The sequence below is a fragment of the Hansschlegelia sp. genome (assembly GCF_035538955.1).
GTDB lineage: Bacteria > Pseudomonadota > Alphaproteobacteria > Rhizobiales > Methylopilaceae > Methylopila.
Genome location: NZ_DATLJK010000015.1, coordinates 228,049 through 252,940 on the forward strand (window position 1 = coordinate 228,049; position 24,892 = coordinate 252,940).

General features: G+C 69.4%; 25 protein-coding genes. 11 read left to right on the top strand and 14 right to left on the bottom strand.

From position 1 onward, the window contains the following. Window positions 1-24: 24 nt before the first annotated feature. Window positions 25-450, bottom strand: coding sequence for a VOC family protein (locus VM780_RS13015; RefSeq protein WP_325447984.1), 426 nt, complete (start codon window positions 448-450; stop codon window positions 25-27). 144 nt (window positions 451-594) lie between these two features. Here VM780_RS13015 and VM780_RS13020 point away from each other — a divergent pair, with 144 nt between their 5' ends. Beyond that, the gene (locus VM780_RS13020) at window positions 595-879 is read left to right on the top strand and encodes an SWIB/MDM2 domain-containing protein (protein WP_325447986.1); all 285 of its coding nucleotides are present in this window, start codon (window positions 595-597) and stop codon (window positions 877-879) included. A 42-nt stretch (window positions 880-921) separates the two neighbouring features. Here the strand turns inward: VM780_RS13020 and odhB are convergent, their stop codons facing one another. The 6 genes from odhB to zapE all read right to left on the bottom strand — a co-directional run bounded on the left by odhB (window position 922) and on the right by zapE (window position 10,018). Next, on the bottom strand, window positions 922-2,217 hold the full coding sequence (gene odhB, locus VM780_RS13025; protein ID WP_325447988.1) for a 2-oxoglutarate dehydrogenase complex dihydrolipoyllysine-residue succinyltransferase: 1,296 nt from the start codon (window positions 2,215-2,217) through the stop codon (window positions 922-924). A 125-nt stretch (window positions 2,218-2,342) separates the two neighbouring features. Then, the gene (locus VM780_RS13030) at window positions 2,343-5,297 is read right to left on the bottom strand and encodes a 2-oxoglutarate dehydrogenase E1 component (protein ID WP_325447990.1); all 2,955 of its coding nucleotides are present in this window, start codon (window positions 5,295-5,297) and stop codon (window positions 2,343-2,345) included. Window positions 5,298-5,509: 212 nt separating this feature from the next. Continuing rightward, complete coding sequence (sucD, locus tag VM780_RS13035) at window positions 5,510-6,394, bottom strand: succinate--CoA ligase subunit alpha (protein WP_325447992.1); 885 nt, start codon at window positions 6,392-6,394, stop codon at window positions 5,510-5,512. Between the two features lie 2 nt (window positions 6,395-6,396). Next, window positions 6,397-7,596: an ADP-forming succinate--CoA ligase subunit beta gene (sucC, locus tag VM780_RS13040; protein WP_325447994.1), complete on the bottom strand. Its 1,200-nt coding sequence runs from the start codon at window positions 7,594-7,596 to the stop codon at window positions 6,397-6,399. 158 nt (window positions 7,597-7,754) lie between these two features. Then, window positions 7,755-8,720 carry a malate dehydrogenase gene (gene mdh / locus VM780_RS13045; RefSeq protein WP_325447996.1) on the bottom strand — a complete coding sequence of 322 codons (966 nt, stop codon included), beginning with the start codon at window positions 8,718-8,720 and terminating at the stop codon, window positions 7,755-7,757. Between the two features lie 131 nt (window positions 8,721-8,851). Continuing rightward, the gene (gene zapE, locus VM780_RS13050) at window positions 8,852-10,018 is read right to left on the bottom strand and encodes a cell division protein ZapE (protein ID WP_325447998.1); all 1,167 of its coding nucleotides are present in this window, start codon (window positions 10,016-10,018) and stop codon (window positions 8,852-8,854) included. A 110-nt stretch (window positions 10,019-10,128) separates the two neighbouring features. Here zapE and VM780_RS13055 point away from each other — a divergent pair, with 110 nt between their 5' ends. Continuing rightward, the gene (locus VM780_RS13055) at window positions 10,129-10,440 is read left to right on the top strand and encodes a hypothetical protein (RefSeq protein ID WP_325448000.1); all 312 of its coding nucleotides are present in this window, start codon (window positions 10,129-10,131) and stop codon (window positions 10,438-10,440) included. A gap of 24 nt (window positions 10,441-10,464) precedes the next feature. Here VM780_RS13055 and VM780_RS13060 read toward each other — a convergent pair whose 3' ends face one another. Further along, on the bottom strand, window positions 10,465-10,794 hold the full coding sequence (locus tag VM780_RS13060; protein WP_325448001.1) for a hypothetical protein: 330 nt from the start codon (window positions 10,792-10,794) through the stop codon (window positions 10,465-10,467). Window positions 10,795-10,933: 139 nt separating this feature from the next. Here VM780_RS13060 and VM780_RS13065 point away from each other — a divergent pair, with 139 nt between their 5' ends. From VM780_RS13065 to VM780_RS17595, 4 genes are all read left to right on the top strand, one after another. Next, window positions 10,934-11,242: a hypothetical protein gene (locus VM780_RS13065; protein WP_325448002.1), complete on the top strand. Its 309-nt coding sequence runs from the start codon at window positions 10,934-10,936 to the stop codon at window positions 11,240-11,242. 49 nt (window positions 11,243-11,291) lie between these two features. After that, window positions 11,292-11,711 carry a CopM family metallochaperone gene (gene copM / locus VM780_RS13070; RefSeq protein ID WP_325448003.1) on the top strand — a complete coding sequence of 140 codons (420 nt, stop codon included), beginning with the start codon at window positions 11,292-11,294 and terminating at the stop codon, window positions 11,709-11,711. 53 nt (window positions 11,712-11,764) lie between these two features. Next, a complete protein-coding gene (gene cutA / locus VM780_RS13075) occupies window positions 11,765-12,091 on the top strand; it encodes a divalent-cation tolerance protein CutA (protein WP_325448005.1) in 327 nt (108 codons plus the stop codon). 192 nt (window positions 12,092-12,283) lie between these two features. Beyond that, window positions 12,284-13,510 (top strand): cell wall hydrolase, encoded by a 1,227-nt coding sequence (locus tag VM780_RS17595; RefSeq protein ID WP_414652822.1) that lies wholly within the window; start codon window positions 12,284-12,286, stop codon window positions 13,508-13,510. Between the two features lie 24 nt (window positions 13,511-13,534). Here VM780_RS17595 and VM780_RS13085 read toward each other — a convergent pair whose 3' ends face one another. The 6 genes from VM780_RS13085 to VM780_RS13110 form a co-directional block, all read right to left on the bottom strand. Then, entirely contained in the window at window positions 13,535-15,760 is a 2,226-nt protein-coding gene (locus VM780_RS13085; protein WP_325448007.1) for a xanthine dehydrogenase family protein molybdopterin-binding subunit, read from the bottom strand. A gap of 12 nt (window positions 15,761-15,772) precedes the next feature. Then, window positions 15,773-16,789 carry a xanthine dehydrogenase family protein subunit M gene (locus VM780_RS13090; RefSeq protein WP_325448009.1) on the bottom strand — a complete coding sequence of 339 codons (1,017 nt, stop codon included), beginning with the start codon at window positions 16,787-16,789 and terminating at the stop codon, window positions 15,773-15,775. Then, the gene (locus tag VM780_RS13095) at window positions 16,786-17,295 is read right to left on the bottom strand and encodes a (2Fe-2S)-binding protein (protein ID WP_325448010.1); all 510 of its coding nucleotides are present in this window, start codon (window positions 17,293-17,295) and stop codon (window positions 16,786-16,788) included. The genes VM780_RS13090 and VM780_RS13095 overlap by 4 nt, the downstream gene beginning before the upstream one ends. Window positions 17,296-17,396: 101 nt before the next feature. Next, window positions 17,397-17,891, bottom strand: coding sequence for a GFA family protein (locus tag VM780_RS13100; protein WP_325448011.1), 495 nt, complete (start codon window positions 17,889-17,891; stop codon window positions 17,397-17,399). Between the two features lie 83 nt (window positions 17,892-17,974). Continuing rightward, window positions 17,975-18,853: an aldo/keto reductase gene (locus VM780_RS13105; protein WP_325448013.1), complete on the bottom strand. Its 879-nt coding sequence runs from the start codon at window positions 18,851-18,853 to the stop codon at window positions 17,975-17,977. Window positions 18,854-18,948: 95 nt separating this feature from the next. Next, window positions 18,949-20,805, bottom strand: a complete 1,857-nt coding sequence (locus tag VM780_RS13110; RefSeq protein ID WP_325448015.1) for a sigma-54-dependent Fis family transcriptional regulator — start codon at window positions 20,803-20,805, stop codon at window positions 18,949-18,951. 253 nt (window positions 20,806-21,058) lie between these two features. Here VM780_RS13110 and adh point away from each other — a divergent pair, with 253 nt between their 5' ends. From adh to VM780_RS13135, 5 genes are all read left to right on the top strand, one after another. Next, window positions 21,059-22,579 carry an aldehyde dehydrogenase gene (gene adh / locus VM780_RS13115; protein ID WP_325448017.1) on the top strand — a complete coding sequence of 507 codons (1,521 nt, stop codon included), beginning with the start codon at window positions 21,059-21,061 and terminating at the stop codon, window positions 22,577-22,579. Window positions 22,580-22,685: 106 nt separating this feature from the next. After that, window positions 22,686-23,012 (top strand): hypothetical protein, encoded by a 327-nt coding sequence (locus VM780_RS13120; protein ID WP_325448019.1) that lies wholly within the window; start codon window positions 22,686-22,688, stop codon window positions 23,010-23,012. A gap of 223 nt (window positions 23,013-23,235) precedes the next feature. After that, the gene (locus VM780_RS13125; RefSeq protein WP_325448021.1) at window positions 23,236-23,442 is read left to right on the top strand and encodes a hypothetical protein; all 207 of its coding nucleotides are present in this window, start codon (window positions 23,236-23,238) and stop codon (window positions 23,440-23,442) included. A 124-nt stretch (window positions 23,443-23,566) separates the two neighbouring features. Continuing rightward, a complete protein-coding gene (locus VM780_RS13130) occupies window positions 23,567-23,944 on the top strand; it encodes a DUF779 domain-containing protein (protein ID WP_325448023.1) in 378 nt (125 codons plus the stop codon). Between the two features lie 108 nt (window positions 23,945-24,052). Next, window positions 24,053-24,844: an SDR family NAD(P)-dependent oxidoreductase gene (locus VM780_RS13135; protein WP_325448025.1), complete on the top strand. Its 792-nt coding sequence runs from the start codon at window positions 24,053-24,055 to the stop codon at window positions 24,842-24,844. Window positions 24,845-24,892: the final 48 nt, after the last annotated feature.

Consider the following 24,892-nt stretch of genomic DNA (forward strand, 5'->3'; position numbering starts at 1 on the left):
TTCAGGTTCGGGCTGAGGGGACGCTCAATCAAGCGGCGCGTTGAACGCCCACACGTGACCGAACGGATCCTGCACGCGGCCGTATCGGGCGTTCCAGAAGGTGTTGTCGGCCGGCATGACGACGACCGCCCCGGCATCCACCGCGCGGTCGATGGCGGCGTCGACCTCCGCCGCGCTCGCGAGATTGACGTTGATCGCGACGCTCGGACCGCCGGCCGAAGTGGGCGCGCGCACCGAGCCCGGCCCGGTCGTCTCCGGGAACTCGTCATGCACCAGCACTTCGCCGCCGAACAGCTGGACGGTGGCGTGCAGCAGCCGGACGCCATCCTGCGCCGGCACCGTCATCACCACCTTCGCGCCGAACGCCTTCCGGTAGAAGGCGAGCGCCTCGGCGCCGCCCGCCACGCAAAGATGCGGCTCGACCTTGGGATGTCGATCACGATCAGCCATGGGAAGCCGCCTCTGACTGACCTTCGACGCAATCCGAAGGCGAGGGCGCGGAGACGCTCGGAACGTCTTGAAGTCCGCGCAGTTGAAGGACTGGAACGCGGTCTGCGTGACCGTTACCAATGCGCAGGAACAAGGAGGGCACCTATGGCGACTACCAAGAAACCTGACGCCGCGAAGAAGTCGAACCGGACCGACGGCATTCACGCCAAGGTCAAGCCATCGTCGGAACTCGGCGCGATCGTCGGCGAAGGCCCGCTGCCGCGCAGCGAAATCGTCAGCAAGATGTGGGACTACATCAAGAAGCACAAGCTCCAGAACCCGGACGACGGCCGCGAGATTCTCGCCGACGCCACGCTCGAGAAGTTGTTCGGGAAGAAGAAGGCCACGATGTTCGAGCTCAACAAGATCATCTCCGCCAATGTGAGCTGACCTTCGGCGACGCGGCGCGCCTCGCGGCGCGCCGCCGGCTCGTCACAGGTCCATCACGAGCCGGGACGGATCCTCCAGGCTTTCCTTCACGCGCACCAGGAAGGTCACGGCCTCCTTGCCGTCGACCATGCGGTGGTCGTAGCTCAGCGCCAGATACATCATCGGGCGGATCTCGATCTTGCCGCCCACGGCGACCGGGCGCTCCTGGATCTTGTGCATGCCGAGAATGCCCGACTGCGGCGCGTTCAGGATCGGGGTCGACATCAGCGACCCGTAGATGCCGCCATTGGTGATCGTGAAGGTGCCGCCCTGCATCTCGTCGATGCCGAGCTTGCCGTCGCGCGCCCGCCGTCCAAGGTCCGAAATGGCCTTCTCGACGCCTGCGAGGCCGAGCCGGTCGGCGTCGCGCACCACCGGCACCACCAGGCCTTTGTCGGTCCCGACCGCGATACCGATGTGGTAGTAGTTCTTGTAGACGACGTCGCCGCCGTCGATCTCGGCGTTGACCGACGGGATGTCCTTGAGGGCCTGGATCACCGCCTTCACGAAGAAGCCCATGAAGCCAAGCTTCACGCCGTGCTTCTTCTCGAACACGTCCTTGTACTTCGAGCGCAGCCCCATAACCTCGCTCATGTCGACCTCATTGAAGGTCGTCAGCATGGCGGCGGCGTTCTGTGCGTCCTTGAGCCTGCGCGCGATGGTCTGGCGCAGCTTCGTCATCTTGACGCGCTCCTCGCGCGCCGCGTCGTCGGGGGCCGCGGGGGCGCGCACCTGCAGGGGCGCAGACGGCGCCGGGGCAGGGGCCGGCTGAGCGCGCGGGGGCGAAGCCTCGCCGCCGCGCTCGCCGGCCGCCAGCATGTCGCCCTTGGTGACGCGGCCGTCCTTGCCCGTGCCGGCGACCCCTGAGGGATCGACGCCGGTCTCCTCCGCAAGCCGCCGGACCGACGGCGCGAGATCGCTCCCGGCGGGCGCGGCGCCGCCATTCGGCTTCGGCCGGACCTCGTTGGCCTCGTCCTTCAGAGGCGCTGCGGCCTTCTCTTCCTTGGCCTTGGCGGGCTCGGCCGGCTTCGCGGCCTTCGGAGCCGCCGGGGTCGCGCCGGCGCCGTCCTCGATCGAGCCGAGCAGCGCGCCGACCCCGACGGTCTCGCCGTCCTTGGCCTCGATCGCTCCAAGCACCCCGGCCGCTGGCGCGGGCACTTCGAGCGTGACCTTGTCGGTCTCGAGCTCGACCACCGGCTCGTCCGCCGCGACCGCCTCTCCGGGCTTCTTGAACCACCGGCCGATGGTCGCTTCGGTGACGGATTCGCCGAGCGTCGGAACGCGTATCTCAGTGCTCATATGCCCGCTCCCGGAGGAGCCTCCCGGTTCCGTTTTTCGGCCCCGTCGGGACCGTTCTGGCGGCGCCGACCCTCTCTAGCGGATCGGATTTGGAATTGCGATCGGTCGATTGAAATTTCCGATCGCTATTCCGAGAGCGCGTCGTTGAGGAAGGCCTGCAGCTGCGCGAGGTGCTTCGACATCAGTCCCGTCGCGGTCGCCGCGGAGGCCGGACGGCCGGCGTAGCGCGGCCGCCGGTGCGCCGCCCCGATCTGGTTCAGCACCCATTCGAGATAGGGCTCGACGAAGAACCAGGCGCCCATGTTGCGCGGCTCTTCCTGGCACCAGACGATCTCGGCGTGCTTGAAGCGGGCGAGCTCGTTCACCGCGGCCTTGATCGGGAACGGGTAAAGCTGCTCGACGCGCAGGAGGTAGACGTCGTCGACGCCGCGCTTCTCGCGCTCCTCGACGAGGTCATAATACACCTTGCCCGAGCACAGCACGACGCGGCGGATCTCCGCGTCCGGCTTCAGCGCGAGCGTCGACCCCGGCGTCAGCTGCGCGTCGTCCCACAGCAGGCGATGGAACGAGGTTCCCTCGTCCATCATGGCGAGCGGCGAGACCGCGCGCTTGTGCCGGAGCAGCGACTTCGGCGTCATCAGGATCAGAGGTTTGCGGAACTCGCGGACCATCTGCCGGCGCAGGACGTGGAAGTAGTTCGCCGGCGTGGTGCAGTTCGCGACCTGCATGTTGTCCTCGGCGCACATCTGCAGATAGCGCTCCAGACGGGCCGAGGAGTGTTCGGGCCCCTGCCCCTCATAGCCGTGCGGCAGCAGCATCACGAGGCCTGACATGCGCAGCCATTTGCGCTCGCCCGACGACAGGAACTGGTCGACGATGACCTGCGCGCCGTTGGCGAAATCGCCGAACTGCGCCTCCCACAGCGTGAGCGCGTTCGGTTCGGCCAGCGTGTAGCCGTACTCGAAGCCCAGCACGGCCTCTTCCGAGAGCATCGAGTTGATGACCTCGAACCGCGCCTGGTCCTTGGACAGGTTGCTGAGCGGCGTGAAGCGCGCCTCGGTCTCCTGGTCGGTGAGCACCGAATGGCGCTGGCTGAAGGTGCCGCGCTCGACGTCCTGGCCGGACAGCCGCACCGGCACGCCTTCCGTCAGCAGCGACCCGAAGGCGAGCGCCTCCGCCATCGCCCAGTCGACGCCCTCGCCCTCCTCGGCCATCTTGCGGCGGTTGTCGAGCAGGCGCTGGATCGTGCGGTGGACGTGGAAGCCCTCCGGGGCCTCAGCGAGCTTGCGGCCGATCTCCTTCAGCCGCTCGACCGCGACGCCGGTCTTGCCGCGGCGCGGGTCGTCGGGGTCGCGGGCCGCCTTGATGCCGGCCCAGCGGCCGTCCAGCCAGTCGGCCTTGTTGGGCTTGTAGGCCTGGCCGGCCTCGTATTCCTCCTCGAGCCGCGCGCGGAAGGCGGCGCGCATCTCGTCGACCTCGCCGGGCGCGATCACCCCCTGGCTCTCGAGACGCTCCGCATAGGTCTCGAGCGCCGTCGGATGGTTGCGGATCTTCCGGTACATGCGCGGCTGGGTGAAGGCCGGCTCGTCGCCCTCATTGTGGCCGAACCGCCGGTAGCAGAACATGTCGATCACGACCGGCTTGTGAAACTTCTGCCGGAACTCGGTCGCGATCTTGGCCGCGAAGGTCACGGCCTCCGGGTCGTCGCCGTTCACGTGGAAGATCGGCGCCTCGATCATCTTGGCGACGTCGGACGGATAGGGTGAGGAGCGCGCGTTGCGCGGGCTCGTCGTGAAGCCGATCTGGTTGTTGATGATGAAGTGGATCGAGCCGCCGGTCTTGTGGCCGCGCAGGCCCGAAAGGCCGAAGCACTCCGCCACCACGCCCTGGCCCGCAAAGGCCGCGTCGCCATGGATCAGCAGCGGCATCACCTGCACGCGGTCGACGTCGGTGCGCTGGTCCTGCTTGGCCCGCACCTTTCCGAGCACCACCGGATCGACGATCTCGAGATGCGAGGGGTTTGCGGTCAGCGACAGATGGACCTGGTTGTTGTCGAACTCGCGGTCCGACGAGGCGCCCAGATGGTACTTGACGTCGCCCGAGCCCTCGACCTCGTCGGGGGTCCAGGAGCCGCCCTTGAACTCGTGGAAGATCGCCCGGTGCGGCTTGCCGAGCACCTGGGAGAGGATGTTCAGCCGGCCGCGATGCGCCATGCCGACCACGATCTCGCGGACGCCGAGCGCGCCGCCGCGCTTGATGATCTGCTCGAGCGCCGGGACGATCGACTCGCCGCCGTCCAGACCGAACCGCTTGGTGCCGGTGTATTTGACGTCGAGGAACTTCTCGAAGCCCTCGGCCTCGACGAGCTTGTTCAGGATCGCCTTCTTGCCCTCGGGCGTGAAGGCGATCGCCTTGTCCGGCCCTTCGATGCGCTCCTGGATCCAGGCTTTTTCGCCCGGTTCCGAGATGTGCATGAACTCGACGCCGAGCGTGCCGCAATAGGTCCGCTTCAGGATCGCCAGCATCTCGCGCACGGTCGCGAATTCGAGGCCGAGCACGTGATCGATGAAGATCTTGCGGTCGAGGTCCTTCTCGCCGAACCCGTATGAGGCCGGGTCGAGTTCCTCGCGCTCCGGCCGCGGCTCGAGCTTGAGCGGGTCGAGGTCGGCTGCCAGATGACCGCGGATGCGGTAGGCGCGGATCATCATCAGCGCGCGCGTGGAGTCGCGCGTCGCGGCCTTGATCTGCTCTTCGGTGAGCGGCGCTCCGGCAGCTCCTGACCGGGCCTTGAGCTTGTCGCCCAGCGCGAGCTCGATCGCGCCCCAATTGCCGTCGAGCGCCGAGACCAGCTCGCCGTTCAGCGGCGTCGGCCAGTTCGGCTTTTCCCAGGAGGGTCCTTCGGCGGTCTTCTCGACCGCCTCGGGCTCGTCGCCGAGATCGTCGAAGAAGGCCTTCCAGGCCGGGTCGACCGAGGACGGATCCTTCAGGTAGCGGGCCTGAAGGTCCTCCACATAGGCGGCATTCCCGCCCCAGAGGAATGAGGTGCGGGCAAGAGCGTCGTTCGCCGCCTGGCGTGACATTGAGGAGAACCTCGAGTTCGAACGCGCCGAAGCGCCTTTCGCAGCGCAATATAGACCGGCATCGGGGGATTTGAACGCCAGAAATGCGAAATCCGCATGGCGGCCGGGAAATCGCCCTTCAACTTCTCCTAATGAGTGTTTCAGTTTTTTTGCAAGAGGCGGGTGGCTGGAACGCGCTGCGGCCCCGTCGAGAGGCCGCAGCGCGCGCCGGATCAGCCCTTCAGCAACTCCACAAGCGTCTTGCCGAGGCGCGCCGGAGAGGGCGAGACGCGGACGCCGGCGGCTTCCATCGCCGCGATCTTGTCCTCGGCGCCGCCCTTGCCGCCGGAGATGATCGCGCCGGCGTGGCCCATGCGGCGGCCGGGAGGCGCGGTGCGGCCGGCGATGAAGCCGACGGTCGGCTTCTTGCGGCCGCGCTTCGCCTCGTCCTTCAGGAACTGCGCCGCGTCCTCCTCGGCCGAGCCGCCGATCTCGCCGATCATCACGATCGACTCGGTCCGCTCATCGGCGAGGAACAGCTCCAGCATGTCGATGAACTCGGTGCCCTTGACCGGGTCGCCGCCGATGCCGACCGCGGTCGTCTGGCCGAGCCCTTCGCGGGTGGTCTGGAACACCGCCTCATAGGTCAGCGTGCCGGAGCGTGAGACCACGCCCACGGTGCCGCGCGAGAAGATGTTGCCCGGCATGATGCCGATCTTGCACTCGCCGGCCGTCACCACGCCCGGGCAGTTCGGGCCGATGAGGCGGGTCTTGGAGCCGACCAGGGCGCGCTTGACCTTGACCATGTCGAGCACCGGCACGCCCTCGGTGATGCACACCACGAGCGGGATCTCGGCCGCGATCGCCTCGCAGATCGCGTCCGCCGCGCCGGCCGGCGGCACGTAGACCACGGAGGCATCCGCCCCGGTCGCCTCGCGGGCCTCCTTCACCGTGTCGAACACCGGCAGGCCGAGATGCGTCTTGCCGCCCTTGCCGGGCGCCACGCCGCCGACCATGCGGGTGCCGTAGGCGATCGCCGCCTCGGAGTGGAAGGTGCCGTTCTTGCCGGTGAAGCCCTGGCAGATGACCTTGGTGTTCGCGTCGATCAGGATCGACATGCTCAGCTCCTCCCCCGCACCGCGGCGACGATCTTCTGCGCCGCGTCGTCGAGATCGTCGGCCGGCAGCACGTCGAGGCCGCTCTCGGCGATGATCCGCTTGCCCTCTTCGACGTTCGTGCCCTCAAGCCGCACCACGAGCGGCACCTGGAGCCCGACCGCCTTCACGGCCGCGATCACGCCGTTCGCGATCACGTCGCACTTCATGATGCCGCCGAAGATGTTGACCAGGATGCCCTTCACCTGCGGGTCGGCGGTGATGATCTTGAACGCCGCCGTGACCTTCTCCTCGGAGGCGCCGCCGCCGACGTCCAGGAAGTTCGCCGGCTCCTCGCCGTACAGCTTGATGATGTCCAGGGTGGCCATCGCGAGCCCGGCCCCGTTCACCATGCAGCCGATCGTGCCGTCGAGCGCGATATAGGCGAGGTCGTATTTGGAGGCCTCGATCTCCTTGGCGTCCTCTTCCGTCAGGTCGCGCAGCTCGGCGAGCTCCGGATGGCGGTAGAGCGCGTTGGAGTCGAACGAGACCTTGGCGTCGAGGCAGCGCAGCTGGCCGTCCTTGGTGACGATCAGCGGGTTGATCTCGAGCATCGACATGTCGGTCGCGACGAACGCCTCATAGAGGGTCGCGGCGAGGCTCTCGGCCTGCTTGGCGAGGTCGCCCGACAGACCGAGCGCCTTGGCGAGCGTGCGGCCGTGATGCGGCATCACGCCGGTGGCCGGGTCGATCGCGATGGTGTGGATCTTCTCCGGGTGGCTCTCCGCCACTTCCTCGATGTCCATGCCGCCCTCGGTCGAGGCCACGAACGCGACCCCGCCGGTCGTGCGGTCGACCAGCGCCGAGAGGTAGAACTCCTTGTCGATCGCCGAGCCTTCCTCGACGTAGAGCCGGTTGACCTGCTTGCCGGCCGGCCCGGTCTGCTTGGTCACCAGCGTGCGGCCGAACATCTCCTGGACGAAGCCCTTGGCCTCCTCGGCCGAGCGCGCCAGCCGCACGCCGCCGAGCTCGCCTGCCTCGGCCTCGACGAACTTGCCCTTGCCGCGGCCGCCGGCGTGGATCTGCGACTTCACCACCCAGACCGGACCCGACAGGGACGCGATCGCGGCGTCGGCGTCGGACGCCGACAGGATCGGCGCCCCGGCCGGCACCGGCGCCCCGAACCGTTTGAGCAAAGCCTTCGCCTGATATTCGTGTATGTTCATGAAGTTCCTCCCTCCGGCGAGGCGAGCTCCGCGCGAGGCGCGCGCCGCGTCGGCCGTTCTCCGGCGCCTATAAGCACGGCCCGCCGGAATTCGCCACCGGGCGGGCCGTAACGTCGTCGCTCCCTTGGCCCCGCCGTGAGGAGAAGGCCGGGACTGCCTTACTTTCCGAGATTGGGCGCGATGCCCTTGCAGGCCTCGATCAGGCCCTTCACGGCGTCCACGGACCTGTCGAAGGCGGCCTTTTCGGCGCGGTCGAGCTCGATCTCGACGATGCGCTCGACGCCGCCGGCGCCGATCACCACCGGCACGCCGCAATAGATGCCGTCGACGCCGTACTGGCCTGTGAGGTGGGCCGCGCAGGGCAGCACGCGCTTCTTGTCGCGAAGATAGCTCTCCGCCATCGCGATGCCGGAGGCGGCCGGCGCGTAGAAGGCCGAGCCGGTCTTGAGCAGGCCGACGATTTCGGCGCCGCCGTCGCGCGTGCGCTGGATGATCTCATCGAGCCGCTCCTGGGTCGTCCAGCCCATCTTCACGAGGTCCGGGAGCGGAATGCCGGCGACCGTCGAGTAGCGAGGCAGCGGCACCATGGTGTCGCCATGGCCGCCGAGCACGAAGGCGGTGACGTCCTCGACCGAGACCCCGAACTCCTCGGCGAGGAAGTAGCGGAAGCGGGAGGAGTCGAGCACGCCCGCCATGCCGACCACCTTGTGGGTCGGCAGGCCGGAGGCGGTGCGCAGCGCCCATACCATGGCGTCGAGCGGGTTGGTGATGCAGATCACGAAGGCGTCGGGCGCGTATTTGGCGATGCCGGCGCCGACCTGCTCCATCACCTTGAGGTTGACGCCCAGCAGGTCGTCGCGGCTCATCCCGGGCTTGCGCGGCACGCCCGCGGTGACGATCACCACGTCGCAGCCCGAAAGATCCTCATAGGACGAGGTGCCCTTGAGGCGCGCGTCGAAGCCCTCGATGGGCGAGGCCTCGGCGATGTCGAGCGACTTGCCCTGCGGCACCCCGTCGACGATGTCGAACAGGACGACGTCGCCGAGCTCCTTGAGGCCGACCAGCAAAGCGAGCGTGCCGCCGATCTGGCCGCCGCCGACGAGTCCGATCTTGCTGCGCGCCATTGGGATCCTCAGTGCCGAGAGAGTGCGGGCGTGGCGAGGCGCGGAGCCCCGCGGGCGGTCAGGCCTTCGCAACTAGCCCGATCAGCGAAGCCGTTCAAGGGATCGGCGGCCCCACGGCCGTGTTCCGTTGGTCAGGTTTCGACGAGGCCGGTGGTCGCTCCGCTCGCCGCGCTGTCCGGCCTGCCGTGCGGGCGCGACAGCCATTCGTCGGAACCCATCTCCACGAGCCGAGAGGCGGTGCGGGCGAAACCGAAGGTCTCGTAACCCTCCGCGCCCTGCCAGATCCGGTCCGGTGCCGTCTCGGCGGACGCAAGTAATTTGACGTGATGCTCGTAGAGCGCGTCGACCAGCGTCATGAACCGGCGCGCCTCGTTGCGCCGGCGCTCGTCGAGCGCGGGAACGGCGTCGAGGATCAGCGTGTGAAAGCGGCGGGCGATCGCCAGATAGTCCGCCGCGCCGAGCGGCCGGCCGCAGAGTTCCTTGAAGGAGGCGCGCGCGACGCCGTGCGCCGCGTGCGGGATTTCGACGGTCCGCCCCTGCACGGGCAGGCTCGTGGGACGGCCCTCCTCGCCGGCGAGCGCCAGGAAGGCGGCGTCGAGCGCCGCGCGGGCTCCGTCGTCGGCCGGCGTCAGCCACATGCGGCCGTCGCCCAGCTTCTCCCGGCGGAAGTCGGTGCGGGCGTCGAGCCGGAGCACCTCCATGTGCTCCTGCAGCATCGCGATGAAGGGCAGGAACAGAGAGCGGTTGAGGCCGTCCCGGTAGAGCTCCGGCGGCGGCACGTTCGAGGTCGCGACGATGATCACGCCGGCGGCGAACAGCCGCTCGAACAACCGCCCGAGGATCATCGCGTCGGCGATGTCGGTGACGTGAAACTCGTCGAAGCAGAGCAGCGAGGCCTCGCGCGCAAGCTGGTCGCCGATCGGCGGGATCACGTCGCCGGCCGGGCCGCGGCCCTCCTTGGCGGCGAGGCGCGCGGCGTGGATGCGGGCGTGCACGTCGAGCATGAAGTCGTGGAAATGCGCGCGGCGCTTGGCCTCGACCGGAGCGGCCTCGAAGAAGATGTCCATCAGCCGCGTCTTGCCCCGGCCGACGTCGCCCCAGACATAGAGGCCGCGGGGCGGCGGATCGGCGCGGCGGGCGAACAGCCAGTTGAGCGCGCCCGACTTGCCGCGCAGCCGTTCGCGCAGGCGCGCCTCCAGCGCGTCGAGCCGCGCGACCAGCCGCTCCTGTGCGGGATCGCGGTCGAGCGCGCCCGAACGGACGAGCGCCTCGTAGCGCTGCCGCGTGGCGCCGTTCATCCGCGCAGCCGCGGAACGTTGGGAAGGAGAGGACGTTGCCCCAGCATGTCTGTCCGTGGGAAGAGGCTCGGCGGGACGGCCGGCCTGGTCCGCACAGGAGCCGCGCCCCGATGAAGACCGTCGCGCTCGCCTTCGCAACTATCCTTCTGTCGCTGCCGGCCGCGCAGGCCGCGGACTGGAGCCGCGCCGAGCCGCGCGCTGGCCGGCCGGCCGCGCATGCCGGTCACGCGGCCGAGCGGCGGCGCAGCCATATGGCGGCGCGTCGCCATGCCCCGAGGACCTACGTATATCGCGACGACCAAGAGGCGGACGACACCCCCTACGGCCCGATGTACCAGTCGCCGGAGCAGGAGCTGCAGTCGCGCTACGACGTCTCGGCCGGCCGCCGCGGAAACATCAAGGAATACTGGTGGCGGCGCTAGGCCGCCAAGTGGCGTTCCGTACCGTCAGTCGCCGCAGCGTTGCAGCGTCTTCTTGTAGGCCCCGTCGCTCACCACGACCTTCAGCCGGTCGCCGATCTGGCGGACGGCGAGCTGGCGCTTGACCGGCTCCGCCCCTTTGCGAAAGCAGGTCAGGTCCGACCGGTAGCGTTTGCCCTGCTTCCGCCAGCCGGCGATCTCGCACTGGTAGTCCGAGAACTTCATGGCGCCGTCGAGAAACACCAGCGTGGCGAGCTTGTTGTCCACCACCTTGGCGGGCGCCGGATCGCAGCTCGGCGCCCAGGTTCCGGCGAACGGGTTTTGCGCCCAGGCGGGCCCGCAGCCGAGCCCTAACATCAACGTCAAACTCGCCCGAAATCGGCCGGCCGCCATGACGTCTCCCTCAGATCCGCGCGACGCCCAAGGATAGCGCACCGCTCTGAACGGCGCCATTCTGGACCAACGCCCCGACAGGGCGCGTGCGGACGGACACCTGATGGCGCGGCTGCTCGCTCTTCTGATCCTCTGCCTCGCGGCCGGAGCTTTCAGCCTGCCGGCCTTCGGCGGCTGCGCCGTCGCGGCGGCCGGCGACGGCGCGTCCATCCACTCGAAGCCCACGCCCTGCCACGACGGGCGCGCGGCCCATCTGGCGCTCAAATCCTGCTGCGCGTGCTGCTGCGCGCCCGCCGCCACGGCGGCCCTGCCGCCGCTCGAGGTCGGCGCGCATGCGCCCTCCGCAGAGGTCGCCGCGGTCCTCGAGGACGCTCCGCGCATGCCGGCCGCGCCGCCTCCCCGACCCGCGTGAGTTTCATAAGCCGACCGAAACATCACGCAGATCAAGAGGATGAAGCGCCATGCGCATGATTTCGAGCGGCCTCGCCGCCGCTCTTCTGTTCGCCGCCCCGGCCGCGGCCCTGGCCGAGGACGGGTCCGGGCCGCCCGCGAGCGCAGACCATATGAGCCACGACGCCATGCAGCACATGGGGATGGGCTCCGGCGCCGCTCCCTCCACCGCGGCCTATGAAGCGGCGGAAGCCGCCATGCATGAGGCGATGCGCTCGCCGTTCACAGGGAATGCGGACCGCGACTTCCTGAACCACATGATCCCACATCACGCAGGCGCGGTGGCGATGGCCCGGATCGTCCTGCGATACGGCCAGAACGCGGACGTCAGAAAGCTCGCGCAGCGGATCGTCGACGATCAGGAGCGCGAGATCGCGGAGATGAAGGAGATGCTGAAGGCCATGGGCGCTCCGGCCTCCGAGGCCAGATAGCAACCGGCGCGGCCGGCCCCCGGCCGCGCCTCACTTCCGGGAGCCACGCGAACGTGACGGAGTTCGTGATCGTCACCACCACCACCGACGAGCGCGCAGTCGCCGACGCCATCGCCCAGGCCGCGGTGGAGGCCGGCGAGGCCGCGTGCGCTCGGATCGGCTCGGCCGAAAGCGTCTATCGCTGGCAAAGCGAGCTCTGCCGCACGCCGGAATTCGTGGTCGAGCTCAAGACGACCGCCGACGCCGCCGACCGTCTCCAGCGGACCATCGCGAGGCTGCACAATTACGAGCTGCCGGAGGTTCTGGTCACGCCGGTGCTGGGCGGCTCGGCCGGCTATCTGGGCTGGCTGCGCGATCAGGTCGCGGCCGTGGAGACCTAGGCGCGGGCGCCGTCCCGAAGCCCGCAGGCGGCCAAAATCCTCGATCGGTTAAAGCTTTCCTCAGACTCTTCGCATTTTCTTGACGCGTGGGGAGCGGGCTCGCTTCTCGCCGGAGATGTGGCCGGAGAGCCACAATCAGCTCCGAATGGCGTGGCGTATCGAGTTTGGAGTACCGGCGTGACAGGACCTTCGATGGTCAGTCTCCGCGCGGCTTTCGTCGTGACGATGGTGGCTGCCGGCCTCGCCGGCTGCGCGTCCTCGACAGGAGTCCAGCGCGTTCGTCTGAGCGAGCGCGAATGTCTCGCGCGCGCCATGTATTTCGAATCGAACCGATCGAGCGACGCCGGCATGCTGGCGGTCGGCACGGTGGTGATGAACCGGCTCAAGTCGGGCCGGTACGGCTCGACGATCTGCCAGGTGGTCGGCGCCAAGAACCAGTTCGCGCCCGGGGTGCTGACCCGGCCGATGACCGACCGCGGCGCGCCGCGCGCCCGCCGCGTGGCCGACGCCGTGCTGGCCGGCCGCCGCCATCCGGGCGTTCAGAAGGCCCAGTTCTTCCACACCGCCGGCTACAAGTTCCCCTACCGGAACATGCGCTACGTGCTGGTCGCGGGCGGCAACGCCTTCTACGACAAGCAGCGTCCGCCGAAGACCTGGTGGGGCGGCGAGGGCCGCTGGGGTCCGCCCCCGGCCCCGACCGAGCGGATCGACGGCGGACCGATCATGGTCGCGCAGACCGAGATCATCGACGACCGTCCTGCGCATGCGCGACCGGCGCCGATCGAGGTCGCGGCCGCCGAGCCTGTGGCTCCGCCGCGCCCCGCGGAGCGGCCGATCCAGATCGCGCGCAACGAGGCGCCGATCCCGCAATACGAGCCTTTGCCGGAAGCGCGGCGACAGGAGAGCCGCCAGGAGGCGCGCCAGGAAGCCCTGCAGGAGGCTGAGCCGGTTCCGCAATATGAGCCGCTGCCGGCCGAGCCCGCACGGACCGCGCGCCGGGCGGACCCGCAGCCCCGCCTGGAGCCACAGCGCAGCTACGAGGTCGCCCAGCTCGACGAGCCGCGTGACATGTACGGCTCGCCCCAGAGCTGGCGGAACCAGAACCAGCGGATCGAGAGTCGTCCTCTGGCGGCGCCCGCCGGAGCCGCAGCGCCCAAGCCGACCCGGGTCGCATCGCGCGAGCCGCTCGAATATCGCGCGCCGCCGCCGGCGCGGGACGCCAGCCCGGCTGAGCTCGGCTGGCGGGTCGGGCCGCAGCCGGTCGCGGACTACTCCTCGTCGGCCGGGCGCGACGCGGAGCAGTACGCCCGCACCGGCGAGACCTCCTCGCATCGCTATGAGCGGCAGCTCGAGCAGGCGGCGGAGCCCGACGACGAAGCGCCGGTCCGGCTCCGCTCGGGCGACAGCATCTCGCGGTGAGGCGGCGCGGCCTCGGCCGCGCCCCTACAGGAGCTTGTCAGGCGTGATCGGCAGGTCCCGGACGCGCCGGCCGGTCGCGTGGAAGATCGCGTTGGCGACCGCCGCAGCGGTTCCGACGATCCCGATCTCGCCGAGGCCCTTGATACCGAGCGAATTGGCCTCGTCGATCTCGTCGACGAAGATCACCTCTATGTCGTGGATGTCCGCGTTGGCGGGGACGTGATACTCGCCATAGTTGTGGTTCATGAAGCGGCCGAGACGGCGGTCCGGCATGCTCTCCTCGTGCAGCGCCATGCCGATGCCCATCACGACGCCGCCGAGAATCTGGCTGCGCGCCGTCATCTGGTTGAGGATCTTGCCGGCCGCGATCGCGCTCACGACGCGGCTGACGCGGATGACGCCGAGCTCCTCGTCGACCCGCACCTCCACGAAGACCGCGGAATGCGTGTAGGCCGCGAACTTCTTGGTGAACGCCTCGTCGGGCGCGAAGTCGGCGTTCGCCTCGAGTCGCTGCAATCCCGAGGCCCGCAGCGCCTCGCCATAGGGGACGGACCGGGCCGGATCGGCTGCGAGCGCGACGCCCCCGCCCGAGAACACGACGTGGTCGAGGCTGGCGTTGGCGAGCGGCGAGTTCTCGAGCGCGCGCGCATGCGTCAGGATCTGCTCGCGCAGGCCCCGACAGGCGGCCTGGACCGCCGAACCGGCTGACGCCGCGGCCCAGGATCCGCCCTCCACGGGCGCCATCGGCAGCGAGGAGTCGCCGATCCGCACCACGACGTCCTCGATCGGCAGCCCCATCGCGTCCGCGCCGATCTGCGCCAGGATGGTGTAGGTCCCGGTGCCGATGTCGGCCGTCGCGCAGGCGACCTCGAGCTTGCCTTCGGGGGTCAGGGTGGCGCGCGCCGAGTGCGGCTGCATCATCGCCTCCCAGCAGCCCGTCGCCATGCCGAGGCCGACGAGGTCGCGCCCGTCGCGCATCGAGCGCGGCTCCGCGGAGCGGCGCGACCAGCCGAAGGCCTGCGCGCCGCGCTCGTAGCACGCCCGCAGCTCCTTTGAGGAGAACGGCTTGTCGTCGTTCTGGTCGTGATCGGCGTAGTTGCGCAGCCGGAGCTCCAGCGGATCGACCTTCGCCGCATAAGCGAGCTCGTCCATCGCCGCCTCCAGCGCATAGACGCCGGTGGTCGCGCCAGGCGCCCGCATGTCGCCGGGCGTGTAGGTGTCGATCTTGGCCAGCCGGTAGGACAGGCTGACATTGTCGCAGGCGTAGATCAGCCCCGACCAGTTCACCACCGCCTCCTGATAGTCTTCGAAGGTCGAGGTGCAGGCGACGGCGTCGTGGCGGATCGACTGGAGCCGCCCGTCGCTGTCGGCGCTGAGCGCCACCGTCTGCAGCGTGTCCGGGCGGTAGGTGAAGGTGAACATCTGGTCGCGCGTCAGCGTCACGCGGACCGAGCGCTTCAGCCTCAGCGCCGCCATGACGGCGAGCGTCAGCTGGTACTGCGGGCGCAGCCCGCTGCCGAAGGCGCCGCCGACGAAGGGCGACAGGACGCGCACGTCGTCCTCCGGCAGGCCGAACACATTGACCACGAAGGCCTTGGTGTTGGTGACGCCCTGGACCTTGTCGTGAACGACCAGCTTGCCGCGGTCCCAGAACACCGTGGAGGCGTGCATCTCCATCGGATTGTGATGCTCGACCGCGATCCGGTAGTCGCCCGAGATCTTGACCGGCGCGGCCGAAAAAGCGGCGTCCGCGTCGCCCCGCGGCGGCGGGGGAGGCGGAACGCCGTCGCGCTTCTCCGGCGGGTCATAGGCTGCGTCGCGACGCTGCGCGACGTCGACCACCGCCGGCTCCGTCTCGTACTCGACCCGGACGAGCGCAGCGGCGTCGCGCGCGGCCTCGAAGCTTTCCGCCACCACCAGGGCGACCGGCTGGCCGCTATAGACGATGCGGTCGTCATGCAGCGGGATGAACGGGAACCCGGGAGGCGCCGCCTGGTCCTGATGCTTCTTGGCGTCGGTCGTGACGGTCGGTCGGTCCGCATGCGTCAGGATCGCCACCACGCCGGGCGTGGCGCGCGCCGCGTCTAGGTCGAGCCGCCGGATACGGCCCTTCGCGACCGAGCTTGAGACCACGACCCCATAGGCGAGGTCTTCGGCCGGGAACTCCCCGGCATATTTGGCGAGGCCGCTGACCTTCAGCGGTCCGTCCACGCGCGGCTGGGCGCCGCCGACGTATTGCACGTTGGACATCCGCCGCCTCCCTCAGTTGATCGACTTGACGGACTGGACCTGCGGCGTGCCAGCCGCGGCCTGTCCGAGCGCGCGGATGACGGCGCGGCGGGCGAGTTCGATCTTGAAGTCGTTCTCGCCCTGGCCCTGCGCGCCCTGGAGCAGGCGCTCGGCCGCCGCCCCGAAGAGCTCGCGCGACGGCTCCTGGCCGCCGAGCAGCGCCTCCGCCTCCGGAACCCGCCAAGGCTTGTGCGCGACGCCGCCGAGCGCGATCCGCGCCTCCCGGATCGACCCGCCGTCCATCTCCAGCCCTGCCGCCACCGACACCAGCGCGAACGCGTAGGACAGCCGGTCGCGCAGCTTGATGTAGGTGTGGCGCGTCCCGAAGCGGGGCGCCGGCAGTTCGACCGCCGTGATCATCTCGCCGTGCTTCAGCGTGTTGTCGATCTCCGGACGATCCCCCGGAAGGCGGTGGAAATCCTCGAAGGCGACCGTCCGCTCGCCCTCAGGCCCCGCGACATGCACAACGGCTTCAAGCGCCGCGAGCGCGACGCACATGTCGGACGGGTGGGTGGCGATGCAGCTTTCGCTCGCGCCCAGGATCGCGTGGATGCGGTTCACGCCGCCGATCGCGCCGCAGCCGGTTCCGGGCGCGCGTTTGTTGCAGGGCGTGCCGACGTCGTAAAAGTAGTAGCAGCGCGTCCGCTGCAGCAGGTTGCCGCCGGTGGTGGCGGCGTTGCGGAGCTGCGCCGAAGCGCCGGCCAGGATCGCGCTCGCGAGCAGCGGATAGTCGCGCTCGACCCGCGGGTCATAGGCGAGGTCGGAGTTCGGGACCAGCGCTCCGATCCGCAGTCCGCCGGCCGGGGTCGCCTCGATGTCGCGCAACGGCAGCCGCGTGATGTCGACCAGCCGGCCGGGCCGCTCGACGTCGTATTTCATCAGGTCGACGAGGTTCGTGCCGCCGGCGATGTAGCGGGCGCCGGGATCCCCGGAGACGGCGCTGATCGCGTCCGCGACGGTTTCGGCGCGGGTGTAGGAGAAGTTCATCATTCCGCGGCCTCCTGCATGGCGCCCGCGCCCATGACGGCCTCGATCGCGTCGACGATGTTGGTGTAGGCGCCGCAGCGGCAGAGATTGCCGCTCATCAGCTCGCGGATTTCCGCGCGCGACCGGGCGCGGCCTTCCTTCAGCAGCGCCACCGCCGAACAGATCTGTCCGGGCGTGCAGTAGCCGCACTGGAAGGCGTCATGGGCGACGAACGCCTCCTGCATCGGATGCAGCCGGCCGGGCGCGCCGAGCCCCTCGACGGTCGTGATCTCGCGGCCGTCATTCATGACGGCGAGCTGCAGGCAGGAGTTCACCCGCCGGCCGTCGATCAGAACCGTGCAGGCGCCGCACTGGCCCTGGTCGCAGCCCTTCTTCGTTCCGGTGAGGTGCAGCCGCTCGCGGAGGAGGTCCAGCACGGTGGTGGAGGGGGGGACCGAAACCGCGTGGGATTTTCCGTTGATCGTCAGCGATACGGATACGGCGCCGGGCGCCGGCCTGGCTTCTGCCACTGCGCTTCCCCTCTCGTGGATGGTTCGGACGAGCGGCCCGCCGCCCGATTAAGAACCATCCCAGGGGGAAGACGTTCCCGGCGGCCCCGTGAGCCGCCGGCTCAGTCGATCCAGAGGCCGTGCGAGCGGTGCCACTCCTCGATCGACTGCTCCGGATATTCGTCGAAGGCGAGGTCCGCTGGCCCGATGACCGGTTCGACCCAGGAGGCCTTGGAGCCGAGCATCAGATGCGTGCGAACCGGCGGGACCGGAAGGTCGGAGTCGATCGCCGAGGCGAACGGGTGCAGGAGCTCCTGCCAGGTCGGGTCGAACAGCCACAGCGCGGACCCGCAGCGCGTGCAGAAATTCCGTTCTCCGGTGCTGCGATGAAGCTGGCCGTCTTCGCCGGCGAGCTCCGCGCGAAACACGCCGATCGCCTTCGCGCCCTCGGTGTTCAGCGTGCGGGCGTCGGCATGGAGATTGATCGCGAAACCGCCGCCGCCCGCCGTCTTGCGGCAGATCGAGCAGTAGCAGAGCTGGTAGGGATAGGGCGCGTGGCTCTCGACCGAGAAGCGCACCGCCCCGCATTTGCAGGAACCGTCGAGACGCATCGGCATCGGCTGGTCCTTTCATGAGGCGGCGCCCCACGCTCCCGCGGGCCGGGGCGTGGGGCGGAGAGGCGGGGGAGCGGCGCAGCCTCTCAGGCGGCCTTCTGGAACTCGGCCCTGCCCTGCTTGTCGAGCGCGTCGAAATCTTCGTCGGAAAGCTCGATCGCCGCCGCCGCGACGTTCTCCTCGAGATGCTTCACCTTGGAGGTGCCGGGGATCGGCAGCATCACGGGGCTGCGCTTCAGCACCCAGGCGAGCGCCACCTGGCTCGGGCTCGCGCCGATCTTCTTCGCGATCGTGTCGAGCACGGAGCCGGGCTTGGCGAGCTCGCCGGCCGCCAGCGGGAACCACGGGATGAAGCCGACGCCGTTTTGCGCGCAGAAGTCCAGCACGTCCTCGCTCGTGCGGTCGACGAGGTTGTAGCGGTTCTGGACGGTCGCGACCGTGAAGAACTTCTGCGCCGCCTTGATCTCGGCGACGCTCACCTCGCTCAGCCCGACATTGCGGATCAGGCCTTCCTTCTGCATGTCGCGGATGACGCCGAACTGCTCGTCCTGCGGAACCTTGGGGTCGATGCGGTGGAGCTGCCACAGGTCGATCGTTTCGACGCCGAGCCGGCGCAGGCTCATCAGCACGCACTGCCGGAGATATTCGGGCCGGCCGACCGGCATCCAGATGTCCGGGCCGTGGCGGGTCAGGCCGCCCTTGGTGGCGATCAGCATTTCCGTGTAGGGATGCAGCGCCTCGCGGATCAGCTCCTCGCTGACGAACGGGCCGTAGCTGTCGGCGGTGTCGATGAAGTTGACGCCGAGCTCGGGCAGGCGGCGCAGCGTCCGGAGGCTCTCCTCCCGGTCCTGGGGCTCGCCCCAGATGCCCTGACCGGTGACCCGCATGGCGCCGAAGCCGAGGCGATGGATGGTCTGGCCGCCGAGATCATAGGTCCCGGAGGCGGCGGCGTTCGCGTTGCTCATGGTGAAGCTCCCTGTGTGGCCGCGTGAAGGTCATGCGGGACACATCGTTCCGCCCCCCGCGGCGGACAAGTGCGTCCTGACGACCTCGGGGCCGCTCAGGAGCGCCGGGAGAGCGCCCGGCGATAGAGCGTGCTGCGGCTGACGCCGAGGCGGCGGGCGGCCGCCGCGACATTGCCGCCGCAGGCCTCCACGGCGGCCAGCATCGCGCCGCGCGCCATGGCGTCGAGCCCGCCCGCGGCCGCCTCCGCCGGCGTAGCCGGAGGCGCGGCCCCCTGCAGAACGGACGCCGGCAGCAGGTCGGGCCCGAGCGACTCGCCCGGCGACGACAGCGCGATCATCGCCTTCAGCACGCCGACGAGCTCGCGATGGTTTCCGGGCCAGTCGTAGCGTCGCATCGCCGCGATGGCGGCCGGCGAAAACCTGCGGCCCTCGGTCGCCAGTCCGCGCCACAGCGCCTCGATCAGCGCCGTCCGGTCCGGCAGCGCGCGCAGCGGCGGTAGCGCGAAGGTGAACTGGGCGAGGCGAAAATAGAGGTCGGGCCGGAACGCCTGCTGCGCGGAAAGCGCCTGCAGATCGCGGTGGGTGGCGCAGATCAGCCTGACGTCGAGCGGCGTCGGCCGGCCGCCGCCGAGCGGCGTCACCGCCCGCTCCTGCACGACGCGCAGCAGCCGCGCCTGCAGCGGCAGCGGCATGTCGCCGATCTCGTCCAGGAACAGCACGCCGCCGTCGGCCTCGCGCAACAGGCCCTTGGAGCCCGTCCGCCGCGCGCCCGTGAAGGCGCCGTGCTCGTAGCCGAACAGCTCGGACTCGATCAGACCCTCGGGCAGCGCCGCGCAGTTGACGGCCACGAACGGCTTTTCGGCGCGCGCGCTCGCGGCGTGGACGGCGCGGGCGAACATCTCCTTGCCCGAGCCGGTCTCGCCCTGGATCAGGATCGGGATGTCGCCGTCGACGAGCTTGACCGCCCGCGCGAGGTTCGCCCGGGTGGCGGCGTCGAACACCGGTCCAGCCGGCGCCGCCGGCGGAGCCGCAGGCTTCAGCCGCGCGCCCGGAACCAGGGGCGCCGGCGCCGGCAGGCGTGCGTGCAGCACCGTTCCGGCGCGGCTGCGCAGCGTGCGCGCCTCGGCGCGGGCGAGATGGCCGCCGTCGAACAGGTCGCCGAAGGTGCGCGCGCCGAGAGCGTTCCAGTCGAGCCCGAGAAGCTTCAGCGCGTGCCGATTGGCGGCCACGAGCCGGGCGCCCTCGAACACCGCGACGCCCTCCTGGGGCGTGCCGAGCAGCGCCGGGTCGGCGTGCAGGCGGAGCACGTCGCAGCCCGCAAAGCCTTCGGCGAACATGCGGTGCTCGATCTGGTCGACGCCGAGCCGGATCAGCGACAGCGCGTGGAGATGCGGGATCGTCGCCGCGCCGGAAAGGTCGAGCGCGCCGACCAGCGCGCCGCGCGGGTCGAAGATCGGGGCTGCGGCGCAGGTCAGGATGCGGTGGGACTCGAAATAGTGCTCCGCCCCGCGCACCTCGATCGGCCGCCGCTCGACCAGCGCCGCGCCGATTGCATTGGTGCCGGTCGAGGCCTCGGCCCAGCGCACGCCGGGACGCAGCGCGACCCCCGCCGCCTTGCCGGCGAAGCCCGGGTCGCCGACCGCGTCCAGCACCAGCCCGCCGCCGTCGGTCAGGATCACCAGGCTGCCGGTGTCGCGCGCTTCGGCGGCCAGCGCCTCGAGCTCCGGCCGGCACAGCCGGATCAGCCGGTCGTTGCGCTCATGATGTTCGCGCAGCGCCGCGGAGCCGACCGGCTCGATGCGCGGCTCGGCGTGGCTGTCGAAGCCGCGCTCCACGCAGCGCCGCCAGGAGCGCAGGATCGAGGGCGGCACCACGTCCATGGGTTCGGCGTGGCGGTCGAAGAAGTCGCGGCGCGCCTGCATCAGATCGGCGCGCGGGGCAGCGGCGCTCATCGGCGTTTCGTCCCTGGTGTCGCATTCAGCGACATGTCGCAGCGCTTCTCGTCGCTGTCCGCGACAGTGTGGCGCCAGACGCCGGGCAGAGTCCACAGCAACCCTCGGGCGCTCGGCGACCGGTCTCGCCAAACATCTTTGCCGCCAGAGACTTGCCGCGGCGCAGCGACGATCTTTTTCCGGCGCGGCCCGATTGGCACGAAGGCTGCGATGGCGCGGCCAGCCTCAAACAACAAGCCTGGGAGGGAGTGACATGAACAAGCCCGAACGCATGGACGCCTTTGTCCGCTCGCCGTTCAAGGAGCGTTACGACAACTTCATCGGCGGCAAGTTCGTCGCGCCGGTCGGCGGCCGCTACTTCGACAACACCAGCCCGATCACCGGCCAGAAGATCTGCGAGGTCGCCCGCTCGCAGAAGGAGGACATCGAGCTCGCGCTCGACGCCGCCCACAAGGCGAAGGACGCCTGGGGCCGCACCTCGCCGGCCGAGCGCGCCGGCCTGCTGCTCAAGATCGCCGACGTGATGGAGCAGAACCTCGAGGCGATCGCGCTCGCCGAGACCTGGGACAACGGCAAGCCGATCCGCGAGACGATGGCCGCCGACATTCCGCTGGCGATCGATCACTGGCGCTATTTCGCCGGCTGCGTCCGCGCCCAGGAAGGCGCGCTCTCGGAGATCGACCACGACACGATCGCCTACCATTTCCACGAGCCGCTCGGCGTCGTCGGGCAGATCATCCCGTGGAACTTCCCGATCCTGATGGCCGTGTGGAAGCTCGCGCCGGCGCTCGCGGCCGGCAACTGCGTGGTGCTGAAGCCCGCCGAGCAGACCCCGGCCTCGATCATGGTGGTGATGGAGCTGATCGCCGGCATCCTGCCGGAGGGCGTGCTGAACGTCGTCAACGGTTTCGGCCTCGAGGCCGGCAAGCCGCTCGCCTCGTCGAATCGGATCGCCAAGATCGCCTTCACGGGCGAGACCACGACCGGCCGGCTGATCATGCAGTACGCCAGCCAAAACCTGATCCCGGTGACGCTCGAGCTCGGCGGCAAGTCGCCGAACATCTTCTTCGCCGACGTGGTGGCCGAGGACGACGATTTCTTCGACAAGGCGGTCGAAGGCTTCGTGATGTTCGCCCTCAACCAGGGCGAGGTCTGCACCTGCCCGAGCCGCGCGCTGGTGCAGGAGTCGGTCTATGACCGCTTCATGGAGAAGGCGCTGAAGCGCGTCGAGGCGATCAAGCTCGGCTCGCCGCTCGACCCCTCCACCATGGTGGGCGCGCAGGCCTCCAACGAGCAGCTCGAGAAGATCCTGAGCTACATCGACATCGGCAAGCAGGAAGGCGCGGAAGTGCTGGCCGGCGGCGGCCGCAACCAGCTCGAGGGCGATTTCGCGGGCGGCTACTACGTCAAGCCGACCGTGTTCAAGGGCCACAACAAGATGCGGATCTTCCAGGAGGAGATCTTCGGCCCGGTGCTGTCGGTCACGACCTTCAAGGACGACGCTGACGCGATGTCGATCGCCAACGATACGCTCTACGGCCTCGGCGCCGGCGTGTGGACCCGCGACATCAATCGCGCCTACCGCTTCGGCCGCGGCATCCAGGCCGGCCGCGTCTGGACGAACTGCTACCACGCCTACCCCGCGCACGCGGCGTTCGGCGGCTACAAGCAGTCCGGCATCGGTCGCGAGACCCACAAGATGATGCTCGACCACTACCAGCAGACCAAGAACATGCTGGTCAGCTACAGCCCGAAGAAGCTGGGCTTCTTCTGAGCGGACGAGCGACCTCGAAACTGCGAAGGGCGGCCTCCGGGCCGCCCTTTCTTTTTCGCTCGCTCCGCAGTCTTATCTGCGAACGGATAGTATTTCGGAGCGAAAGATGCGCTCGCAGCTCACCAAGGGTCTTGCCCGGCGGGTGATGTACCTTGAGAACAAGGATGGTCACATCGAAGGTGTGGCCGCACGGATCGGATGGGTCAGCTTCTCGAAGACCGGCAAGACGATCTATTACCGTGACCGCGTCCTGCAGAAAGCCAAGGGAGGCGGCGTCCGCGGCAATTTCTTCGATGTTGAATCCGGAGAAGAGTTCTGGATCTCGGGCGTCAAGCAACGTGGCTCGAACATGCATCCCGCTGAAAGCGGCGTCACGGTCGAGGTCGACGCGGACGCCGTCGATGAGTACCGAAGCATTCGCCTGAGCCTGTGAAGCCTGCGCTCAGCCGGGCACGGCCGCCGCCCGCCCGGCTCGTTTGGCGGAGCGCCACGGGCGTGCGGCCCGTGCGGCCGTAGGAGCCCGTCCGGCGGGGGCCAGCTCGACGCGATGCGAGGCGCACGGCGAAGAAGCGGCGTTTCGGCCGGAGGAGACGAGACTTGGGGGCCGCTTCGGCCGCCCCATCTGTTTGCGCCCCAACACTGCGAGGAGAGCCGCAATGCCTTTCGTGACCTCGGCCGTGACGAATGCGGCGGAGCCGCTCTCCTACCCGTTCGAGACCCGCGACCAGGCGCTGCTGAAAGCGATCGAACTCTCCGATCAAGGGGTCGAGAACGTCTCGGTCGCCGATCTCGACAGCGGCGAGGTGCTCACCGGGCCCGACCTTCTGGGCGTGCTGCGGAGCATCGCGGCCGAGGGCGCGTGAACGCAGGAGCCTTCGCCGTCAGTCACCCGCCCGTCCGGAGGGCGATGCTCGACAGCGAACCCTGAACGCCGGGGCTTCGCCGCGGCCGCCGTCCGGCCTATGTTGACCGTCCGGAGGAGCCCTTATGACCCAGACGATCCCGCTCCGCGTCGAGGCCACGCAGAAGGCGCTCGACCTGATCGACGCCCTTCGGGCCGAGCATGGCGACGTGCTGTTCCACCAGTCCGGGGGCTGCTGCGACGGCTCCTCGCCGATGTGCTTTGCGGTCGGCGACTACATCGTCGGCGACGACGACGTGAAGCTCGGCGAAGTCGGCGGCGCGCCGTTCTACATGAGCCCGTCCCAGTTCGAGTACTGGCGGCACACGCACCTGACGCTTGACGTCGTGCCGGGCCGCGGCGGCATGTTCAGCCTCGAGAACGGCCGCGAGGTGCGCTTCCACATCCGCTCGCGTCTGTTCACCGAGGCGGAGACGCAGGCGCTCGACGCCGCCGCGGCCTGAGCGGCGCGGCCGCGTCGCCGGGCTTGCGGCGGCGCAAGCGGACCGCTCTGGAAAATTGAGGCGCGGCGGACGACCTTGCCGCCTAAGCAATTTCAGGGAGCCGCTGCGATGATAATCGATCTTTCGGACAAGACCGCGATCGTCACCGGTTCGACGGTCGGCATCGGCCACGGTATCGCGCTCGGCCTTGCCCGCTCCGGCGCGACGGTGGTCATCAACGGCCGCAAGCAGCCGGCGGTCGACCAGGCGATCGCCGACATCGCAGCCGCGGTCCCGGGCGCCAAGCTCCAGGGCGTGGCGGCCGATCTCGCGACCGCCGAGGGCGCGGCGGCGCTGGTCGCGGCGGTCCCGGCGCCGGACATCCTCGTGAACAATGTCGGCATCTTCAATCCGCAGGACTTCTTCGAGGTCCCGGACGAGGAGTGGGCCCGGTTCTTCGAGGTCAACGTCATGTCCGGCGTGCGCCTGTCGCGCGCCTACGCGCAGGGCATGGCCGAGCGCGGCTGGGGCCGCATCGTGTTCATCTCCTCGGAATCCGCCATAAACATCCCGGTCGAGATGGTGCATTACGGCTTCACCAAGACCGCGCAGCTTGCGATCTCCCGCGGCCTCGCCAAGCGCATGGCGGGGACCTGCGTGACGGTGAACTCGGTGCTGCCCGGCCCGACGCTTTCCGAGGGCGTCGCCGAGATGCTGAAGGACGAAGTCGCCAAGACCGGGCATAGCCTCGAGGAAGCGGGCGCTGCCTTCGTGAAGGCGCACCGGCCGAGCTCGATCATCCAGCGCGCCGCCACGGTCGAGGAGGTCGCCAACATGGTGGTCTATGTCTGCTCGAAGCAGGCTTCGGCGACCACGGGCGCGGCGCTCAGAGTCGACGGCGGCGTGGCGGACACGATCTGACGGCGCCTTTCGCGCGCCTGCGCTGCTAGTCTCCGCCCGCCCGATTCA

Bases quoted from the DNA above. Each gene is read 5' to 3' on its own strand.
- VM780_RS13135 (WP_325448025.1), top strand. From the start codon at position 24,053: ATGATAATCGATCTTTCGGACAAGACCGCGATCGTCACCGGTTCGACG.
- zapE (WP_325447998.1), bottom strand. From the start codon at position 10,018: ATGAACGGCGCCACGCGGCAGCGCTACGAGGCGCTCGTCCGTTCGGGC.
- VM780_RS13015 (WP_325447984.1), bottom strand. From the start codon at position 450: ATGGCTGATCGTGATCGACATCCCAAGGTCGAGCCGCATCTTTGCGTG.
- mdh (WP_325447996.1), bottom strand. From the start codon at position 8,720: ATGGCGCGCAGCAAGATCGGACTCGTCGGCGGCGGCCAGATCGGCGGC.
- VM780_RS13100 (WP_325448011.1), bottom strand. From the start codon at position 17,891: ATGCCGATGCGTCTCGACGGTTCCTGCAAATGCGGGGCGGTGCGCTTC.
- VM780_RS13060 (WP_325448001.1), bottom strand. From the start codon at position 10,794: ATGTTAGGGCTCGGCTGCGGGCCCGCCTGGGCGCAAAACCCGTTCGCC.
- VM780_RS17595 (WP_414652822.1), top strand. From the start codon at position 12,284: ATGGTCAGTCTCCGCGCGGCTTTCGTCGTGACGATGGTGGCTGCCGGC.
- VM780_RS13090 (WP_325448009.1), bottom strand. From the start codon at position 16,789: ATGATGAACTTCTCCTACACCCGCGCCGAAACCGTCGCGGACGCGATC.
- VM780_RS13105 (WP_325448013.1), bottom strand. From the start codon at position 18,853: ATGAGCAACGCGAACGCCGCCGCCTCCGGGACCTATGATCTCGGCGGC.
- VM780_RS13030 (WP_325447990.1), bottom strand. From the start codon at position 5,297: ATGTCACGCCAGGCGGCGAACGACGCTCTTGCCCGCACCTCATTCCTC.
- VM780_RS13065 (WP_325448002.1), top strand. From the start codon at position 10,934: ATGGCGCGGCTGCTCGCTCTTCTGATCCTCTGCCTCGCGGCCGGAGCT.
- VM780_RS13020 (WP_325447986.1), top strand. From the start codon at position 595: ATGGCGACTACCAAGAAACCTGACGCCGCGAAGAAGTCGAACCGGACC.
- VM780_RS13085 (WP_325448007.1), bottom strand. From the start codon at position 15,760: ATGTCCAACGTGCAATACGTCGGCGGCGCCCAGCCGCGCGTGGACGGA.
- VM780_RS13055 (WP_325448000.1), top strand. From the start codon at position 10,129: ATGAAGACCGTCGCGCTCGCCTTCGCAACTATCCTTCTGTCGCTGCCG.
- VM780_RS13110 (WP_325448015.1), bottom strand. From the start codon at position 20,805: ATGAGCGCCGCTGCCCCGCGCGCCGATCTGATGCAGGCGCGCCGCGAC.
- odhB (WP_325447988.1), bottom strand. From the start codon at position 2,217: ATGAGCACTGAGATACGCGTTCCGACGCTCGGCGAATCCGTCACCGAA.
- copM (WP_325448003.1), top strand. From the start codon at position 11,292: ATGCGCATGATTTCGAGCGGCCTCGCCGCCGCTCTTCTGTTCGCCGCC.
- VM780_RS13125 (WP_325448021.1), top strand. From the start codon at position 23,236: ATGCCTTTCGTGACCTCGGCCGTGACGAATGCGGCGGAGCCGCTCTCC.
- adh (WP_325448017.1), top strand. From the start codon at position 21,059: ATGAACAAGCCCGAACGCATGGACGCCTTTGTCCGCTCGCCGTTCAAG.
- VM780_RS13120 (WP_325448019.1), top strand. From the start codon at position 22,686: ATGCGCTCGCAGCTCACCAAGGGTCTTGCCCGGCGGGTGATGTACCTT.
- VM780_RS13130 (WP_325448023.1), top strand. From the start codon at position 23,567: ATGACCCAGACGATCCCGCTCCGCGTCGAGGCCACGCAGAAGGCGCTC.
- sucC (WP_325447994.1), bottom strand. From the start codon at position 7,596: ATGAACATACACGAATATCAGGCGAAGGCTTTGCTCAAACGGTTCGGG.
- sucD (WP_325447992.1), bottom strand. From the start codon at position 6,394: ATGTCGATCCTGATCGACGCGAACACCAAGGTCATCTGCCAGGGCTTC.